The 18684-nt window shown below is 29.3% G+C and carries 18 protein-coding genes; 1 reads left to right on the forward strand and 17 read right to left on the reverse strand.

Annotated elements, in window-relative coordinates:
* Positions 1–70: 70 nt before the first annotated feature.
* Positions 71–289, forward strand: coding sequence for a DUF378 domain-containing protein (locus I2E83_RS01055; protein ID WP_195263587.1), 219 nt, complete (start codon positions 71–73; stop codon positions 287–289).
* Between the two features lie 231 nt (positions 290–520).
* On the opposite strand, the gene I2E83_RS01060 is transcribed toward I2E83_RS01055, so the two are convergent.
* The 17 genes from I2E83_RS01060 to rbfA all read right to left on the reverse strand — a co-directional run bounded on the left by I2E83_RS01060 (position 521) and on the right by rbfA (position 18675).
* Positions 521–781: an HPr family phosphocarrier protein gene (locus I2E83_RS01060; protein ID WP_008678438.1), complete on the reverse strand. Its 261-nt coding sequence runs from the start codon at positions 779–781 to the stop codon at positions 521–523.
* Positions 782–971: 190 nt separating this feature from the next.
* A complete protein-coding gene (locus I2E83_RS01065; RefSeq protein ID WP_016206312.1) occupies positions 972–1232 on the reverse strand; it encodes a stage V sporulation protein S in 261 nt (86 codons plus the stop codon).
* Positions 1233–1413: 181 nt separating this feature from the next.
* The gene (gene rny / locus I2E83_RS01070; protein WP_195428332.1) at positions 1414–2949 is read right to left on the reverse strand and encodes a ribonuclease Y; all 1536 of its coding nucleotides are present in this window, start codon (positions 2947–2949) and stop codon (positions 1414–1416) included.
* A gap of 325 nt (positions 2950–3274) precedes the next feature.
* Entirely contained in the window at positions 3275–4315 is a 1041-nt protein-coding gene (gene recA / locus I2E83_RS01075; RefSeq protein ID WP_195263588.1) for a recombinase RecA, read from the reverse strand.
* A 175-nt stretch (positions 4316–4490) separates the two neighbouring features.
* A complete protein-coding gene (gene pgsA, locus I2E83_RS01080) occupies positions 4491–5081 on the reverse strand; it encodes a CDP-diacylglycerol--glycerol-3-phosphate 3-phosphatidyltransferase (protein ID WP_195263589.1) in 591 nt (196 codons plus the stop codon).
* A complete protein-coding gene (rimO, locus tag I2E83_RS01085) occupies positions 5065–6402 on the reverse strand; it encodes a 30S ribosomal protein S12 methylthiotransferase RimO (RefSeq protein ID WP_195428271.1) in 1338 nt (445 codons plus the stop codon). The genes pgsA and rimO overlap by 17 nt, the downstream gene beginning before the upstream one ends.
* A gap of 86 nt (positions 6403–6488) precedes the next feature.
* Complete coding sequence (locus I2E83_RS01090) at positions 6489–8894, reverse strand: DNA translocase FtsK (protein WP_195428273.1); 2406 nt, start codon at positions 8892–8894, stop codon at positions 6489–6491.
* Between the two features lie 178 nt (positions 8895–9072).
* Positions 9073–9807, reverse strand: a complete 735-nt coding sequence (locus I2E83_RS01095; RefSeq protein ID WP_195428275.1) for an ATP-dependent Clp protease proteolytic subunit — start codon at positions 9805–9807, stop codon at positions 9073–9075.
* Positions 9808–9853: 46 nt separating this feature from the next.
* Positions 9854–11056, reverse strand: a complete 1203-nt coding sequence (gene dapG / locus I2E83_RS01100; RefSeq protein WP_195263593.1) for an aspartate kinase — start codon at positions 11054–11056, stop codon at positions 9854–9856.
* 18 nt (positions 11057–11074) lie between these two features.
* Positions 11075–11401 carry a YlmC/YmxH family sporulation protein gene (locus I2E83_RS01105; protein ID WP_195263594.1) on the reverse strand — a complete coding sequence of 109 codons (327 nt, stop codon included), beginning with the start codon at positions 11399–11401 and terminating at the stop codon, positions 11075–11077.
* 77 nt (positions 11402–11478) lie between these two features.
* Positions 11479–12786: a pitrilysin family protein gene (locus I2E83_RS01110; protein ID WP_195428277.1), complete on the reverse strand. Its 1308-nt coding sequence runs from the start codon at positions 12784–12786 to the stop codon at positions 11479–11481.
* A gap of 161 nt (positions 12787–12947) precedes the next feature.
* Positions 12948–15062 (reverse strand): polyribonucleotide nucleotidyltransferase, encoded by a 2115-nt coding sequence (locus I2E83_RS01115; RefSeq protein ID WP_195263596.1) that lies wholly within the window; start codon positions 15060–15062, stop codon positions 12948–12950.
* An 80-nt stretch (positions 15063–15142) separates the two neighbouring features.
* Positions 15143–15406 carry a 30S ribosomal protein S15 gene (rpsO, locus tag I2E83_RS01120; protein ID WP_195263597.1) on the reverse strand — a complete coding sequence of 88 codons (264 nt, stop codon included), beginning with the start codon at positions 15404–15406 and terminating at the stop codon, positions 15143–15145.
* 128 nt (positions 15407–15534) lie between these two features.
* Positions 15535–16458, reverse strand: a complete 924-nt coding sequence (locus I2E83_RS01125) for a bifunctional riboflavin kinase/FAD synthetase (protein WP_195263598.1) — start codon at positions 16456–16458, stop codon at positions 15535–15537.
* An 11-nt stretch (positions 16459–16469) separates the two neighbouring features.
* Complete coding sequence (gene truB / locus I2E83_RS01130) at positions 16470–17348, reverse strand: tRNA pseudouridine(55) synthase TruB (protein ID WP_195263599.1); 879 nt, start codon at positions 17346–17348, stop codon at positions 16470–16472.
* Positions 17348–18325, reverse strand: coding sequence for a bifunctional oligoribonuclease/PAP phosphatase NrnA (locus I2E83_RS01135; protein ID WP_195428280.1), 978 nt, complete (start codon positions 18323–18325; stop codon positions 17348–17350). The genes truB and I2E83_RS01135 overlap by 1 nt, the downstream gene beginning before the upstream one ends.
* Positions 18325–18675 (reverse strand): 30S ribosome-binding factor RbfA, encoded by a 351-nt coding sequence (gene rbfA / locus I2E83_RS01140; RefSeq protein ID WP_195263601.1) that lies wholly within the window; start codon positions 18673–18675, stop codon positions 18325–18327. Before rbfA ends, I2E83_RS01135 begins: the two co-directional genes overlap by 1 nt.
* Positions 18676–18684: the final 9 nt, after the last annotated feature.

The following is an 18684-nucleotide window of genomic DNA, read 5'->3' on the forward strand; positions in this document are numbered from 1 at the left end:
ATTAATTCAGTTATATTTTTGTTATTTATTAATATATATATACTGTATTAATTCATAAGGAGGATAAATTATGTGTAAAATAAATCTCGTTGACAAAATATCTTTTATATTAGTATTAATTGGAGCAATAAATTGGGGCTTTATAGGCTTATTAAGTATAAACCTAGTTACTTTCCTTGTTGGTGGGTCAGTTTTATTACAAAGAATAGTTTATATCTTAGTATTTGCTGGAGCTATAGACTTGATTGTTTTAATATTTAAATGTAAATCTCTAAATTTATTTAGTTAACTACATACTATCATAAATATTAAGTTAAATAAAAAGTGGATATATATTATTACCTATTCTAACATTTCTTAAAGATTAACTAACTATTATATATGTTCACTTAGAACTAAAGTAATAAAAGTTAAAATGGATATATTTTTAGTATAATAGTACTAAAAGCTTTATATAATATCATTTTAAGATTTTAACCTTTACTATAAATAAAAAAAGTGCCTATTGGCACTTTTTTTATTAGTCTTCTAAGCTAGCTATTAAGTTAGAAATTTCTTCTACTGCTAAAGCTTCGTCATCTCCACTTGCTAAAACAGTTATAGCAGCTCCTTTAGTTACTCCTAAAGAAAGAACTCCTATTAAACTCTTAACGTTTGCTTTCTTTCCGTTAAATTCTATGCTTACATCTGATTTGAAAGATGAAGCTTTCTTCACTAATAAAGTTGCTGGTCTAGCATGTAAACCAGTTCCGTTGTTTACTACAACCTCTTTAGATACCATTAAACACACCTCTTTACATTAAATTTCAAATAGTTATCTATTTAACTATTACATTATATATGTAAATCAAAAAAAATTCAAGGCTTATGACACCTATTTTCCTTAATATGAAAAAGAACTACTATTATGTAGTCCTTTTCTTTATCTCCCCTAAAATAAATTCTCTCCCCAAATTAAATTCCAGAACTTACTATCTTGGTTGAACGATTAGTTTTATTGCTGTTCTCTCTTCACCATCTATTTCAATATCAGTGAATGCTGGAACACAAACAATATCTTTTCCGCTAGGGGCAACGAAGCCTCTTGCTATAGCAATTGCTTTTACGGCTTGATTTATAGCACCTGCTCCTACTGCTTGGATTTCTACTATATTTTTTTCTTTAATTATGGCAGCTAATGCACCTGCCACTGAATTTGGATTTGATTTTGTTGAAACTTTTAATACTTCCACTTTGTCTTTACCTCCTAGATAAAAATCGTTTACAATATATTGCAGAGTTTTTACTCTTGCAATATATATATTCTATAAGTTATTAAAAAATCCTCCTTTATTTTGAAAATTTTTTAATCTTTTTTTTCAAATTTCAACATAAAAAATAAAGTACACTTTGCATTGCAAAATGTACTTTATATTATTTAGCATAATCTACTGCTCTTGTTTCTCTTATAACATTAATTTTAATTTGACCTGGATATTCTAATTGTTCTTCTATACTTTTAGCTAAGTTTCTAGCTAATTCTACAGATCCAGCGTCATCTAACTGATCTGGTTTAACCATAATTCTAATCTCTCTACCAGCTTGAATTGCATATGACTTTTCTACACCTTCGTAAGAATTTGCAATTTCTTCAAGTTTCTCTAAACGCTTAATATAAGCTTCTAGAGTTTCTCTTCTAGCACCTGGTCTTGCTGCTGATATTGCATCAGCTGCTTGAACTAAAACGGCTTCTAGTGTTAACATTTCAACATCTCCATGATGCGCAGCTATAGCATTTGCTACAACTTGTGATTCTCCATATTTTTTAGCAAGATCTCCACCTATTACAGCATGACGACCTTCTTCTTCTTGTGTTGCTACTTTACCTATGTCATGTAATAAACCTGCTCTTTTAGCTAGATTTACATCTAAGCCTAATTCTGCAGCCATAACACCAGCTAAATATGAAACTTCAATAGAATGCTTTAACACATTTTGTCCATAACTAGTTCTATACTTTAGTCTACCAAGTAATTTGATTATTTCAGGATGAACACCATGAACACCAGTTTCTAGTGTTGCTTGTTCTCCTTCTTCTTTAATATCATTTTCTACATCTTTGGTAGCTCTTTCTACCATTTCCTCGATTCTAGCTGGATGAATTCTACCATCTACAATTAACTTTTCCAAAGCTATTTTAGCAATTTCTCTTCTAACTGGGTCGAAACTTGATAAAATAACTGCTTCTGGAGTATCATCTATTATTAAATCTACTCCTGTTAATGTTTCAAGAGTTCTGATATTTCTACCTTCTCTACCTATAATCCTACCCTTCATTTCATCATTAGGAAGGGCAACAACATGTACTGTTGATTCTGATACATGATCTGCTGCGCATCTTTGAATAGCAGTTGTTATAATTTCTCTAGCTTTTTTATCTGCTTCTTCCTTTGCTCTAGCTTCTATATCTTTGATCATTATAGCAGTTTCATGAGTTATTTCTCTTCTAACTTCTTCTAAAAGGATTTCTCTAGCTTCATCACTAGATAAAGTTGCTATTCTTTCAAGCTCCTCTCTTCTCTTAGAGTACAGTTCCTGTACATTTGCTTCCATTTCATCGATTTCTTGTAATCTTTTATTTAGAGCTTCTTCTTTCTTTTCTAAAAGATCACTTTTTTTGTCTAGGGATTCTTCTCTTTGAATTATTCTTCTTTCAAGTCTTTGAATTTCATTTCTTCTTTCTCTTGAATCCCTATCTAGATCATTTCTTAGTCTATGAACCTCTTCCTTTGCTTCTAAAATTGATTCCTTCTTAGTAGCTTCAGCTTCTCTTTTAGCATTTTCCAAAAGAGTTTCTGCTTCTTTTTCTAAGCCTTCTATCTTACTTTTAGAAGCTCTTTGTATAGCTTTATAAAGTAAAAAACCGAATACGATTAATACTATAATATTAACTATTATCCAAGTAAGAATATTATCCATAACAACACCTCCTCCATTCATATAAACTTATGTTTAACAGAAAATGTAGTAGGTATCATACTTAATCTAACTGATATTTGAAATATGATAAAACCAGTATTTGTTATTATTTTATCTTAAAATTAAAATTATGTCAAGTTTAGTTGTATAATTCACAAAGTAAATTTAATTGTTTACATCCTTATTGTTACGTAAATTTAAGTTGCTTTATCTTACTATTAAACAAGAAAGTCGATAATAATAATATAAAAATATTATTATTATCGACTTATATTATTAACATATTTAGCTAATTATATTCTAGTTACTACAAATTTTATTTTTCTTCCACATTATTATCTATAGCAACTTCCTTCATAAGAGGTAATTCATACTTCTCTCTTATTCTATTTTCTATTTCTAGAGCAATTTCTGGATTTTCCTTTAAGTATTGTTTTGCATTTTCTCTACCTTGACCTAATCTTACATCTCCATAAGAGAACCATGCTCCACTCTTTTGAACCATTCCTTCTTTAACACCTACATCAACTATATTACCAGTTCTTGATATACCTTCATTATACATTATATCAAATTCAGCTTGTTTAAATGGAGGTGCTACCTTATTTTTAATTACCTTAACTCTTGTTCTGTTTCCTACAACATTTTCACCTTGCTTTATTGAATCTATTCTTCTAACATCAAGTCTTACTGAAGAATAGAATTTTAACGCTCTTCCTCCTGTTGTAGTTTCAGGATTTCCAAACATAACACCAACTTTTTCTCTTAATTGGTTTATAAATATAGCTATACAGCCTGTTTTTTGTATAGTTCCTGTTAGCTTTCTTAAAGCTTGTGACATAAGTCTTGCTTGAAGTCCAACGTGAGAATCTCCCATTTCACCTTCTATTTCAGCTCTTGGTACTAATGCAGCAACTGAGTCAACTACTATAACATCTATTGCTCCAGAACGAACTAAAGCCTCAGCGATTTCAAGACCTTGTTCTCCTGTATCTGGTTGAGAGACTATAAGATTTTCTGTATCAACACCTAATCTTCTAGCATAACTTGGATCTAAAGCATGTTCTGCATCTATAAATGCAACTGCTCCTCCTAGCTTTTGTGCTTCAGCAGCAACATGTAATGCTACTGTTGTTTTACCTGAACTTTCCGGTCCATATATTTCTATAATTCTTCCTTTAGGTAATCCCCCTACACCTAAAGCTATATCTAAGTCAAGACACCCAGTTGAAATAGTCTCAATGTTTAATGCGCTATTTTCTCCTAGCTTCATTATGGATCCTTTACCAAATTGCTTTTCAATTTGACCCATTGCATTTTCTATAGCTTTTAACTTATCCATATCTATATTTCCCATATAGCACCTTCCTCTCTAAAACGAACATCTGTTCTATAAATAAATTATATATTATATGTTAACTATAGTCAACATATAATATATAATTTCATACTAATATCTTGCATATTAAAAGTTCCAACTTTGGAAGATGGAACTTTTATTTTTAATTATATCCTATTTATTTTATAATAAACTATTTATTAGTATTTATTATTTTTTTATTTTTACTAAAATAGTCAATTCCAGATACTATTGTCATCACAACAGCTAGTAATAATAAAAACTTTGGACCATATGTAATAATATTTCTAAATATATCACTTTCAACAACTAATGTTGTTAAATATTTTGAAGATCCTACATTAACTTGAATTAATAAAGCTATTATAGCTGTTATTTGAGTAACAGTTTTCACTTTTCCCCAAGTGCTTGCTGCAATTACTTTTCCTTCAGCAGCTGCAATTGTTCTAAGTCCTGAAACTGCAAATTCTCTTGCTATTATAACCACAGTTGCCCATGCTGGTATAAGCTGAAGCTCAACTAATGATATTAATGCAGCTGTAACTAAAAGCTTATCTGCAAGAGGATCCATAAATTTTCCAAAATTAGTTATTTGATTTCTACTCCTTGCAATATATCCATCCAATTGATCTGTTAAAGATGCAATTATAAATATAAACGTAGCTATGAAAGTACCATATGGAATATTTTTTACAGCAATAAATATTAAAAATAAAGGTACTAAAAATATTCTTAGCATTGTTAGCTTATTTGCTAAATTCATCGTATATCTCTCCTACTAAATCATACTCTAATGCTTCCTTAATTTTGACTTTTACAATATCACCTTTTTCAAGCTTTTGAGTTGTATTAACCAAAATATTTCCATCAATTTCAGGTGCCATTTCTGAACTTCTTCCAATGAAATATTTACCTTTTCTTCCTTCTATAATAGTATCATAAACTTTTGATATTTTCAATTTGTTTAATTCTTCTACTACATTTTTTTGAACCATCATTAGTTTTTCTTGTCTTTCTTCCTTTATTTCCTCTTCAATTTGATTTTCCATATTAGCTGCTGGAGTTCCTTCTTCTTTTGAGTATTTGAAAACACCAACGTTATCAAGTTTATAGTCCTTTAAAAAGTCACATAACTCATTAAAATCTTCTTCTGTTTCTCCAGGGAAACCAACTATAAGAGATGTTCTAAGAGCTATTTCTGGAATTCTTTTTCTTAATTTATCAATTATATTAGTTATTGTTTCTTTATTTGTTCTTCTTGCCATACGCTTCAAAATATTATTGCTTATATGTTGTATTGGTAAATCTAAATATTTTACAATCTTTGGATTTGTCGCCATTTCTTCAATTAACTCTTCTGTTATTTCTTCTGGATAACAATAAAGTAACCTTATCCATTCAACTCCATTAACATTAGAAATTTCACTAACTAATTCATGAAGTTTATTTTCTTTATATATATCCATTCCATAGTATGTTAAATCTTGAGCTATTAATATGATTTCCTTAACTCCATTTTTTACAAGAAGATTTACTTCTTCTAATATTGCTTCTTTGGATCTACTTCTAAATTTTCCCCTTATTTTAGGTATTATGCAATAAGTACAGTAATTATCACAGCCTTCTGCAATTCTAACATATGCAGTATATTTATCAGTAGTTAAAAGTCTTATTCCTTCATTTATATTTTCATCGCTATAATTTGTTGCAAGTAGCTTTCTTTCCCCTTTTATAAAATCTAAGATAAGCTTATGTAACTTCATATAGTCGTTAACACCCATAAGTATGTCAATTTCAGGCATAAGTTCTAATAATTCTTCACCATACCTTTGAGTTAAACATCCTGTGGCTATAAGCATCTTACATTTATATTTATTCTTGTATTCAGCCATTTCTAGTATTGTATCTATAGATTCTTGCTTTGCACTTTCTATAAATCCACACGTATTAACGATTATTATTTCAGCTTCCTTAGGATCATTAGTTATTTCATAAAATTTATTTATTGTTCCAAGTATAAGTTCAGAGTCAACTCTATTCTTATCACATCCTAAACTTACCATCCCAACTTTATATTTTTCCAAAGCTACTTCCTCCTATGTTCTATAAATTATTGCTCATTTGGCCTAAATATTATTTTAATGTAGAAAAATAATATTTACAAGTTTTTTTAATCTTCCATATTTAATTCTTCTTTTGAAACTAAAACTTGTCTTGGCCTGCTTCCATCTTTCTCTGATATAATACCACGCTCTTCAAGTTCATCCATTATTCTTGAAGCTCTATTAAACCCTATTCTAAGCTTTCTTTGAAGGAATGATGTAGATGCTTGATTGTATTCTATAACAACTTTTATTGCTTCATCTAAAAGTTCATCACCACTCTCATTATCTCCAAAATTACTTGTATCTTTTGCTCCATTTTCTATATGTTCAATTATAGATTCTTCATAATCTACATTTGATTCTTCATCTTTTATAAAGCTAACAACCTTTTCTACTTCTTCTTCGGATATAAATGCTCCTTGAACTCTAATAGGTTTATTTTCCCCTATTGGACAATATAACATATCTCCTCTTCCAAGTAATTTTTCAGCACCTGTTGAATCTAATATAGTCCTAGAATCTATACCAGAAGAAACAGCAAACGAAATTCTAGATGGTATATTAGCTTTAATTACACCTGTAATTACATCTACAGAAGGTCTTTGAGTTGCAATTATTAAATGCATTCCTGCTGCTCTAGCCATTTGTGCTAATCTACATATATAATCTTCTACATCATTAGGGCAAGCCATCATTAAATCAGCAAGCTCATCTACTATCATAACTATATATGGTAGCTTTTCTTCAATTATTCCCTTTTCATAAAGAGCATTATAGCTTTCTATATTTCTTACTGATGAATCTGCAAATAATTTATATCTCTTATTCATTTCATTAACTGCCCAGTTTAGTGCAGCTGCTGCCTTTTTAGGATCTGTAACTACTGGGATTAAAAGATGTGGTATTCCATTATATACACTAAGTTCTACTACTTTTGGATCAACCATTAATAATTTAACTTCATTTGGACTATATTTATATAACAAACTGACTATAAGCGTATTAATACATACTGATTTACCAGATCCAGTTGCCCCTGCAATTAACATATGAGGCATTGTAGATAAATCTCCTACTACGCATTTTCCTGCTATATCTTTTCCTAATGCAAAAGCCAATTTTTTATCTGATGTCCTAAATTCATTAGAGTCTAAAACTTCTCTTAGAAATACTGCTGTTTGCTTATTATTTGGAACCTCTATGCCTATTGCTGCTTTTCCTGGTATAGGAGCTTCCATTCTTACACCACTAGCTGCAAGTCCTAAAGCTATGTCATCTTGTAGATTTACTATTTTTGAAACTTTTACCCCAGGACTTGGTTGAATTTCAAATCTAGTTACTGAAGGTCCTTTAGTTACTTGAACTACCTTTGCATCTACTCCAAAATCATTAAGAATCCCCTCTAGCTTACCTGCATTTTCTATCAACTCTTTCTTATCCTCACTTTTAAGCTTCATCTTACTATTTATATTTAAAAGCTCTACAGATGGATGATTATAAATTTTCTCTTCCTTCTTTTCATCTGTTAAACTTTCTTCTATTTCTTTACTTACCACATCCTTAACTGTGTTATCTAATTTTTCTTTTTTCTTAATCTTTTCTTCTTTAACTGCTTTATTTACTGTATCATCTTGCTTTTCTTCATCAAAGACTTCTATATTAAAAGGATTATTTTTTTTATTTTCTTTTAACTCTTCAACTGAACTTTCAAGTGCTCCTTCATCTAAAGAAGAATTCTTCATAAAATCAAGAATTTTTATTTTATTATTTATTCCATTTATAAACTCTTCTCTTTCTCTTTCTTTCACCTTAGGAACAGCATCTATTAATGGAGTTTTTTCTTTTTCCATTTCTTTTTCTACATTAACTTTAGTCTTTATTTCCTTTCTTTTTGGTTTTATCTTTTGACTTTCCTCTTTAAAGAACATGATTATATCATATAAAGTTATATCAAATATTAATATTGTTCCTATTGCCCAAAATGCAACATATAATATATATGACCCTATATAACCTATAAGTTTCCCTAATGGATAAGAAATTAAATGTCCTACAAGTCCTCCATGTACTCCATAAACCCTAACTACTTCTTGCCAAGTTTCATAAAATCCTTCTTTTGATTGCAATACATGAATACTACCAGTTGCACAACCTAATGTTATTGATGCTATAATTAGAGTAATACCAAAAAACCTTCTTGTTACTTTAATGCTTCCCTTCGAAACTATACTATGATACCCAAAATAAATTAAATATAATGGAAGTACAAAAGCACTTACTCCTATTAGTTTATATATTACTTGCCTTGATAAAATAGATAATGCTCCTGCCCAAGTTGTGTAAATTGCTATAGCTAATAAAATACCTATTGCTATATAAACTATTCCTTTAATATCTCCATTTTCTTTTACATCCTTTTTTTTATTTGTGTCCTTTTTGCTATTAGTATTTTTTGCTTTGACTCTAGACACACAATCACCTCGCAATTTTCCCACTTATTGTAAGTTAATTATTTACATAATATTATTATAAACTTTAATGAAAAAAAAGCAATTTAAATAACTGTCTATTATTTAAACTGCTTAAATTAATATAATATATTCTAAAGTAAATTTCCTTTTTCATAAATTTATATAATTATTCCTTAACTTATTTTTGATTTTCTTTTTCTTCAATTAGCTCCTTCAATTTACTTAAAGCGTCTTTAATTCCACCCTCTTCATCTATTAAGCCACATTCTACTGCTTGCTTTCCAATTAAAATAGTTCCCATATCATTTAATAGCTCATCTGATTTTAGCATCATTTGTTTTAATTCATCTTTATTTATTTTAGATGTTCTTACAATAAAATTATCTATGCGCTCTTGCATCTTTTGAAAGTAATTAAATGTTTGAGCTACACCTATAACAAATCCATTCATTCTTATAGGATGAACTATCATTGTAGCTGATGGTGTTATAAAAGAATAACTTGATGAAGTTGCAAGTGGTACCCCAATTGAATGTCCACCACCTATAACTATTGAAACTGTAGGCTTTGATAGGGAATTTATCATTTCCGCAATTGCTAACCCAGCTTCTACATCTCCACCAACTGTATTTAGTATTATTAATACTCCTTTTACATTATCGTTTCGTTCCATAGATATAAGTTGAGGAATCACATGTTCATACTTTGTTGACTTTGATTGTGCTGGTAAAACTTGATGTCCTTCTATTTGCCCTATTATAGGTAGTATTTGAATACTTTCGTCTTGTGCAACACCATTATCAGTTCCAAATTCTTTTATTTCTTCTCTTTTTTCCTTAGATTCTTTTAGCTTTTCTTCTTCATTCTCTATATCCTTATTTTCATCTTTTGATGAGTTAAAAAAATTATTCATAATAAAATCCTCCTATACAATATTATTTTGTACAAGAGGATTTATTTTATTCACCTAAATTAAATGCTTTATGAAGTAAATTGAGAGCTCTCTTAACATACTCAGATTTAATTAAGCACCATATTGTCATATTAGAATCAGCTGTTTGAAGAATTTCTATTGAACCTTTTGATAATGTATTTATTATTTTCGCCATTATACCAGGTACTCCAGTCATTCCTATCCCAACTATAGCTATAGTGCTACAATTTTCTATTAAGTTATATTTTATATCTGCTTCCTTAAGAACTCTTTCTAGTTTTTCCTTTTTACATGAATCTATAGTGAAAATTTGTTCAGTTGGAAATATATTTATTAAATCTAGACTGATATTATTTTTCGCTAAAATTTCTAATAAATATCTATAATTTACTTTATCTTTATTTTCATTTAATCTTACTGTTACTTGAGCTCTATTATTTAAATGTGTTATCCCTGAAATAGTTCTTTCATGATTACTTGTTCCATAGCTATTAACTAAAGTACCTTTACAGTTACTCATAGTATTCTTAATAACAATTGGAATATTAGCTTTTCTTGCACACTCAACAGCTCGTGGATGTATAACCTTTGCTCCTTGATCTGCAAGTTGAAAAACCTCATTATAAGTTATTGTATCTATTAACGAAGCATCATCAACGATTCTTGGGTCAGCAGTCATTATACCATCTACATCTGTATATATTTCTATTTCTTCTGCATTTAAAGCTTCACCTATAATACATGCTGATGTATCACTTCCCCCTCTTCCAAGGGTTGTTAAATATCCTTTTTCAGTTATTCCCTGGAATCCAGTAACAACTGGAACTTTTCCGCTTTCTATAATACTTTTAATATTTTCTGTTTTTGTATAAAGTAAATCTGCTTCAGAAAAATTATCATTTGTTATAATACCTGCTTGACCACCAGTAAGTGGAACTGCTTGGATACCTTCATTTATTAAAACATTGCTCATTACTACACTGCTTATAATTTCTCCACAGCACATAAGCATATCAGTTGCCTGTAGGTTATTCCTCTTGAAATTATTATCTAATAAAGATAATAAAGTATCTGTAGCATAAGGTTCTCCTTTTCTTCCCATTGCAGATACAACTACTACAGGGGAAAATCCTTCATCTATTGCATTTTTAACCTTAGCTACTACTTGATTTCTTCTCTCTTCAGTAGATACAGATGTACCTCCAAATTTTTGTATAATTATTTTCAAGTAATAACCTCCCTAAATTTATGCTCTTGCCCTTTTTATTTTCTCCTTATCAGCTGAAACAACTATAACATTTGCTCCAATTTTAGTAACATAGCTCCAAGGGATTTCTACATATTCCCTACTACTGAATAGGCCTAATTTACTTCCGGCAACAGCAGCAACTATAAATTGCAAATTTCCATTTTCATCAATTATAAAATCTAAAGCTTGCTGAGTATCATATTTTTCTGCTTCTTCTGTATTAAATATTTCATATCTTTCTAAATCACTAAGAAGTCTATACTTAGATTCTCTTTTGGACTCATCTTCATAATACTCACCTTTTTTTCTATCTCCTCTTAACATAAGATTCACCTCCACACTATCTTATGTAAATCCTATGCTAATCAGAGATAATTTAGTACCTAATATTAAGATTAAAATTATATTCTTCTTATTCCATTTTTATTTGAATTATCATATGCTTTTATATTAGGTTCTATTATATTATTTAATTTCTCCCATTCTATATCTTGACCTACATACGCTGAACTTATTATGCCTGGTTTAAAGCAAGTATCTAATACATAATTTATGTCATCAGCATTTATATTGTTAATTCTTTTTATTACTTCCTCTTGTGTTTTGATCTTATTTTGTAGTAGCATACTCTTTGCATTTGAAAACATTCTTGATGATGTACTTTCTAAACCTAATATATAACTTGCCTTTATTTTTTCCTTGTTAATTTCTAATACATCATTAGAAATTCCATTTTCAGCAAATTTTTTAAGTTCCTTATTAATAACATCTAGTGCCTTATCTGCAGATTGTTTACTTACTCCTGTATATATATTATTTATTCCAGTCCCTAAATATGGCTGAGCATATGAATAAATAGTATAGCAAAGTCCTAACTCTTCTCTTACATTTTGAAATAATATAGATGATGCTCCTCCTCCAAACACATTGTTTAGAAGTACTAGAGAATAAGATTTTTCATGCGCATATGGCAATCCTTTAAATGCTAAATTTATATGAAGTTGTTCTATTGGTTTATTTGTATATTTACTTTGTGAAAGTAAAATTGGGGTTTTATATTCTGGCTTATAATCTCCTTCCCCTTCCCAAGACCCGAAATTATCTTCTATCATTTTCAATAATTCTTTTTCATCAAATTTTCCACATACAGAAATTACTGAATTATGAGGCGCATAATGTGATTTAACAAATTTCTTTATCTTTTTACTATTAAATGACTTTATATTTTCTATAGTACCAAGTATAGGATAAGATAATGAATTATCTCCAAAAATAGCCTTTGATGAATCATTATCTAAAACATCTTCTGGAGTGTCTTCACTCATATTTATTTCCTCAATAACTACACCTTTTTCTTTTTCTATTTCTTCATCATCAAACTTAGAATTTAATATCATATCAGCTAAAATTTCTATTGATAAATCTAAATGTGTATTTAAAGCTTTTATATAATAACAAGTTGCTTCTTTGCTTGTATAAGCATTTATTTGACCCCCTACATTTTCTATTTGTTGAACAATTTCCTTTGAAGTTCTTTTTTCTGTTCCTTTAAAAAACATATGCTCTATAAAATGTGATATACCGTTTAACTCTAAATCCTCATTTCTTGAACCATTTTGAACCATAACACCAACACTTATTGAATTTACGTGATCTATATATTCTGTTACAACTCTTAAACCATTTTTTAATGTATATATATTGTACATAGTTCCTCCTCTTTATTTCTAAATTTATTCTATATTACTATTATTCTATATTATTTTATAGTTATGTAATACTTAATTATTAATTATTAATTATTAATGTTTAATTTAAATTTTATCATATAAAGAAAAAAAGGCAATAAATTGCCCTTTACTAACTTTTTCTATTCGCTTTTCTCAGTCTTTTCTTCTGAGTCATCAGTTAAAGCATCTTTTCTTGAAAGATTAATTCTTCCTTGATTATCTATCTCAGTTACCTTGACTAATATTTCATCACCTACAGATACCACATCTTCAACTTTATTTACTCTTGCTTTGTCTAATTTTGATATATGACATAATCCTTCTTTATTAGGAAGAATCTCAACAAAAGCACCAAAAGTAGCTATCTTAGTTACTTTTCCTAAGTAAACTTCTCCGACTTTAACTTCTTTTGTTAAACCTTCTATAATAGCTATTGCTTTATTTACGCCATCATGATCTGCTGAAGATACAAAAACTGTACCATCTTCTTTAATATCAATTTTAACTCCAGTTTCTTCGATAATCTTATTTATAACTTTTCCACCAGCACCTATAACATCTCTTATCTTTTCTGGATCTATACTTATTATTGAAGTTTTAGGAGCATATGTTGAAACTTCTCCTCTTGGTCCTGGAATACATTCACTTATTTTATCTAAGATATGAAGTCTAGCCTTTCTAGCTCCCATTATAGCATCTTCTATAACTTTAAAACTTAATCCCTTTATCTTAGTATCAACTTGTATTGACGTAATTCCTTCTACAGTTCCTGCAACTTTGAAGTCCATATCAGCAAAGAAGTCTTCTATTCCTTGAATATCAGTTAAAACTTCTTCTCTTGTAAGATCTTCTGAAGTTATAAGTCCCATTGCTATACCTGCTGCTGGTCTCTTAAGAGGAACTCCTGCATCTAATAATGCTAAAGTACTACCACAAACTGAAGCTTGTGATGTTGAACCATTAGAACTTAATACTTCTGATACTAATCTAATAGTATATGGGAATTCTTCTTCTGAAGGTATTAATGGTTCTAATGCTCTTTCTGCTAAAGCTCCATGACCTATTTCTCTTCTTCCTGGTCCTCTTAAAGGCTTTACTTCACCTACTGAATATCCTGGGAAGTTATAGTGGTGCATGTATCTTTTTGATTCTTCTTCACCTATACCATCAATTATTTGAATATCTCCTACTGCTCCTAATGTAGCAACAGTCATTACTTGAGTTAATCCTCTTGTAAATAATCCTGTACCATGAGTTCTTGGTAAAATTCCTACTTCACATGATATTGGTCTAACTTGATCAAATGCTCTTTCATCTGGTCTTCTATGGTGATTTAAAAGCATATCTCTTACAACTTCTTTTTGTAAGTTATAGATTATTTCCTTTATATCTCCTACGTTTTCTGGATACTTTTCTTCAAATTCTGCATAAACCTTTTCATTTACTTCGTCCATTGCAGCATTTCTTTCATCTTTATCAGTTATCCACATAGCTTCTTTAATTATTTCACCAGCAAATTCTTTTATTTCGTTTTCTAACTCTTTACTTGGCTTATATAATTCAGGAACCATTTTTTCTTTTCCAAATCTTTGCATTGCTTCTTCTTGGAATTTAATGATATCTTGGCAACTATCAAATCCAAATTTAATGGCAGCAAGCATAACATCCTCTGGAATTTCTTGACCACCAGCTTCAATCATCATAACTCTTTCACTAGTTGCACAAACAGTTAATTGGAGTTCACTTTCTTCTCTTTCTTTAGATGTTGGATTTAAAATGAAATTTCCATTGATTAGACCTACTTGCACAGCTGCAACAGGAGTTGTAAAAGGAATGCTTGATAAGCATAATGACAATGATGCTGCATTAATTGCTAGAATTTCTGGTAGGTTATCCTTCTCAACTGATACTACTGTACATACAACTTGAACATCATTTCTATATCCCTTTGGAAATAAAGGTCTTAATGGTCTGTCAACTGCTCTTCCAAATAATATAGCATTTTCTGAAGGTCTACCTTCTCTTTTAATAAAACCACCTGGTATTTTTCCTACTGAGTATAATCTTTCTTCATATTCAACACTTAGAGGAAAGAAATCTATTCCCTCTCTTGGTTTTTCTGAAGCATTAACATTAGTTAAAATTACTGTGTCTCCATAGCTAATAAATGATGCTAAATTTGATAACATCCCAATCTTTCCAAATTCCAACTTAAGTTCTCTACCAGCTATAGTTGTTTTCATTACATTGTTCATTTTGTAACCTCCCTTCAGGCTTATATCTTATCATTTAAAATTGTTAAAATAATAGAGCGGCTTAAAAACCGCTCTAAAGACTATCTTCTTAAGCCTAATTTTTTAATTATAGCTCTGTATCTTTCGATATCTTGATCAGCTAAGTAATTTAAAAGACCTCTTCTTTGTCCAACCATCATTAAAAGACCTCTTCTTGAGTGGTGATCTTTCTTGTGCATCTTTAAATGATCAGTTAAAGAATTAATTCTTTCTGTTAATAAAGCGATTTGCACTTCTGGTGAACCAGTATCTCCTTCATGTCTTCCGTGTTCTTTGATTATTTCTTGCTTTCTTATTGCGTCCATTGTTCGCACCTCCGTAAATTTATCCCCTATATCCAGGAAATGAGCTAGCACCCTCATATCTTAGAATTAGGTTCTTCTTTGCTATTATAACAAATGATATAGATATTGTAAATTATAAATTTACATAATTATATTACTATATCTCTATCTTCCGCAAATTTTTCATCCTTTTTAATTTGTTCAACAAGTTCCTCTAAGGAATTAAACTTTATTTCACCCCTTATTCTTTCAATAAAATAAACTTTAATTTCTTGTCCATAGATAGTATCATCAAAATTTAATATATATGTTTCTATAGTTAATTGTTGCCCATTTACTGTAGGATTATTCCCAACAGATGTAATTCCTTTATAAATTTTATTATTATACTCTACATTAGTATAATAAACTCCCTTATCCGGAATTATTATTTTATTATCGAACTCTAAATTTGCAGTTGGAAATCCTATTGTTCTTCCTAGTTTTTTACCATGAATAACTCTTCCTTTAATTAAATATGGCTTAGATAACATTTTAGAAGCTTCTTTTACATCTCCTTCTAAAATACTTTTTCTTATTCTAGTACTACTTATTACATCACCTTTATAAGTGTATGGTTCCATAATATATAATTCATATCCATATTTACTTTGAAGATCTTCTAATAATTTTACATCCCCTAAATTTTTATATCCAAATTTAAAGTTAAATCCAACTATAATTCCTTTTACATTATAGTCTACACAAAGTAATTTTATAAAATCCTCTGCAGACATTGACATAAATTCTTTAGTAAAGCTTCTTAGTATTACTATATCTACATCTTCTTGTTCTAAATACTTAAGCTTCGTTTCTAAATCCATAATTAATTTAGGTGTACTTTCTGGCTTTACTAATGTTTTAGGATGATTTTTATATGTAAACACCATACTTTTGCCTTTTTTTTCATTAGCAACTTGGACAGTCTTTTTTACAAGGGATAAATGACCATAATGAAGTCCATCAAAACTTCCTAATGCTACATAGTTGTCACTATCCTTATTTTCCATAATAATATCATCTATTACTATCATATCCTGCTCCCCTAATTAATTAATAATTTTTCTATTTTAAAGCCTTGATGATCGCTTTTACCAAGTCCTATAAACATTCCACTTTCATCATAAACTCTATATAGTTTTCCTATTTCAATATTTTCTTTGGTAAATCTCTTATCAAAAACTTTAACTCCATTAATTAAAAGTTTTGAATATTTAGTTAAAACTATTAATTTTTCATAGGAATCTAAAGCATCCTCTATACTTATAATGTAATCTTTTATATTTTCAGAATTTATATCTTCTATATTAATAGATTCATCCTCAGTAAATTTAGATGTTTTACTTCTTTTTAGCTTTGTCATAGTAGCTCCAACATTTAAAGTTTCCCCTATATCATAACAAAGACTTCTTATATATGTCCCTTTTGAACATGTAACTTTCATACTAATATATGGATTGTTTATCTTTACATCTTCTATCTTATATATATTTACAAGTCTACCTTCTCTTTCTACTTCTATGCCTTTTCTTGCCAATTCATAGAGCCTTACACCATTTTGCTTTAAAGCAGAATACATAGGTGGAACTTGAGAATATTCTTTTTCATAAGAATAAATAGCTTTCACTATATTTTCATCGCTTATATTAGATGGATCTTTTTCCTCTATTATATCTCCCTCTAAATCATATGTAGTAGTTTTTATACCAATCTTAAACTCTACTTCATAGATTTTTTCACTATTCATTATATAATCAATAATTTTTGTTCCTTTGCCTATACATATAGGCAAAACACCACTTGCTTCTGGATCTAGTGTTCCAGTATGTCCAACCTTTCCAGTGCCTGCTGCTTTTTTTATTATTCTTACAACATCAAAAGAAGTCATACCAGTATTCTTAAAAATATTAATTACGCCGTTCATTATAACAACTCTTTCTCTATTTCCTCTAGAATTTTGTTCTTAGCCTCGTCTAATTTTATCCCCTTTAAAGTTATCCCCGCAGCTTTCACATGGCCACCGCCACCTAGCTTTTCAGCTATATTTCTAACATCAAATTTATCTTTTGATCTTAAACTTGCCTTAGAACCATTTTCTATTTCCTTTATTAGAACTGCAACTTCTACACCTTTTATTTGTAAACCGAAAGATATTATATCTGATGTATCCCCTATTTCTATCCCAAGCTCATCCCCATAAGCCATAGGAATTTTAATTAATGCTACTTTACGATCAAATAAAAGTTCCATGTCATTCAATGCTTTACCCATTAATCTAATCTTTTCAAAACTCTTGTTATCAAAAAGATTTTGATGTATGTAGGTATTATTTACACCAATTTTTCTTAATTTTGCTGCAATATTATGAGTTCTAAAAGTTACATTTGAATGCCTAAATGCACCTGTATCTGTAACTAATGATGTATAAAGACAAGTACCTATATCTCTTATATCATCACTTTGATTATTAAAATTAATTCCTAATGATTCTAACAATTCAAAAACTATTTCTGCTGTAGCCGCAGCTTCTACATCTACATAATTTAAATCTCCATATTTATCATTTGTAATATGATGATCTAAATTTAATATACTTCCTTTAAAATTATCTAAGTCTGCAGATATTCTTTCATAATTTCCACAATCTAATACTACAACTATTGAAGTATCATCAACTGGAGTTATTAAATTTCCTGTAGCTTCATTTGCACCTTTAAGAAATTGAAGATTTTCTGATATTATATCTTTTGAAATTAAATAAGCATCTTTTTTTAAGGTTCTTAATCCATTTAATAGTGCAAGTGCACTACCTACTGCATCACCATCAGGTGATACATGGTAGGTAATGCCTATTTTTTTACTATCTAAAATTGCTTTAGATATATCTTGTAATGTGTTCATTACTTTTCCTTAACTTTTTCTATAAGCTCTTCTATTTTCATACTGTAGCTTATAGAATCATCAAGCTCAAATAATATTTGAGGTGTATTTCTCAAATTCATTCTTTGGCTTATTTCTTTTCTTATATATCCGCTTGCACTTTTTAATGCTGCAAAGGTTTCATTTTTTTCTTCTTCATTTTTACCAAAAATACTTACAAATACCTTTGCATATCTTAAATCCTTAGTTACTTTAACTGCTGTAATTGAAACCATAGCAGTCATTCTAGGATCTTTAATTTCATCTCTTATGATAACACTTATTTCTCTTCTAACTTCTTCGTTTATTCTGCCACCTCTGTAATTAGCCATTTAAAATCA

It is taken from the genome of Clostridium sp. D46t1_190503_E9, from assembly GCF_015555225.1.
Taxonomy (GTDB): Bacteria; Bacillota; Clostridia; order Clostridiales; family Clostridiaceae; genus Clostridium.

What these genes read in the sequence shown, in the direction of transcription:
- I2E83_RS01055 (WP_195263587.1), top strand. Translation starts at nt 71, where the DNA reads ATGTGTAAAATAAATCTCGTTGACAAAATATCTTTTATATTAGTATTA.
- I2E83_RS01060 (WP_008678438.1), bottom strand. Translation starts at nt 781, where the DNA reads ATGGTATCTAAAGAGGTTGTAGTAAACAACGGAACTGGTTTACATGCT.
- recA (WP_195263588.1), bottom strand. Translation starts at nt 4,315, where the DNA reads ATGGGAAATATAGATATGGATAAGTTAAAAGCTATAGAAAATGCAATG.
- pgsA (WP_195263589.1), bottom strand. Translation starts at nt 5,081, where the DNA reads ATGAATTTAGCAAATAAGCTAACAATGCTAAGAATATTTTTAGTACCT.
- I2E83_RS01095 (WP_195428275.1), bottom strand. Translation starts at nt 9,807, where the DNA reads ATGAATAATTTTTTTAACTCATCAAAAGATGAAAATAAGGATATAGAG.
- I2E83_RS01105 (WP_195263594.1), bottom strand. Translation starts at nt 11,401, where the DNA reads ATGTTAAGAGGAGATAGAAAAAAAGGTGAGTATTATGAAGATGAGTCC.
- I2E83_RS01110 (WP_195428277.1), bottom strand. Translation starts at nt 12,786, where the DNA reads ATGTACAATATATATACATTAAAAAATGGTTTAAGAGTTGTAACAGAA.
- I2E83_RS01115 (WP_195263596.1), bottom strand. Translation starts at nt 15,062, where the DNA reads ATGAACAATGTAATGAAAACAACTATAGCTGGTAGAGAACTTAAGTTG.
- rpsO (WP_195263597.1), bottom strand. Translation starts at nt 15,406, where the DNA reads ATGGACGCAATAAGAAAGCAAGAAATAATCAAAGAACACGGAAGACAT.
- I2E83_RS01125 (WP_195263598.1), bottom strand. Translation starts at nt 16,458, where the DNA reads ATGATAGTAATAGATGATATTATTATGGAAAATAAGGATAGTGACAAC.
- truB (WP_195263599.1), bottom strand. Translation starts at nt 17,348, where the DNA reads ATGAACGGCGTAATTAATATTTTTAAGAATACTGGTATGACTTCTTTT.
- I2E83_RS01135 (WP_195428280.1), bottom strand. Translation starts at nt 18,325, where the DNA reads ATGAACACATTACAAGATATATCTAAAGCAATTTTAGATAGTAAAAAA.
- rbfA (WP_195263601.1), bottom strand. Translation starts at nt 18,675, where the DNA reads ATGGCTAATTACAGAGGTGGCAGAATAAACGAAGAAGTTAGAAGAGAA.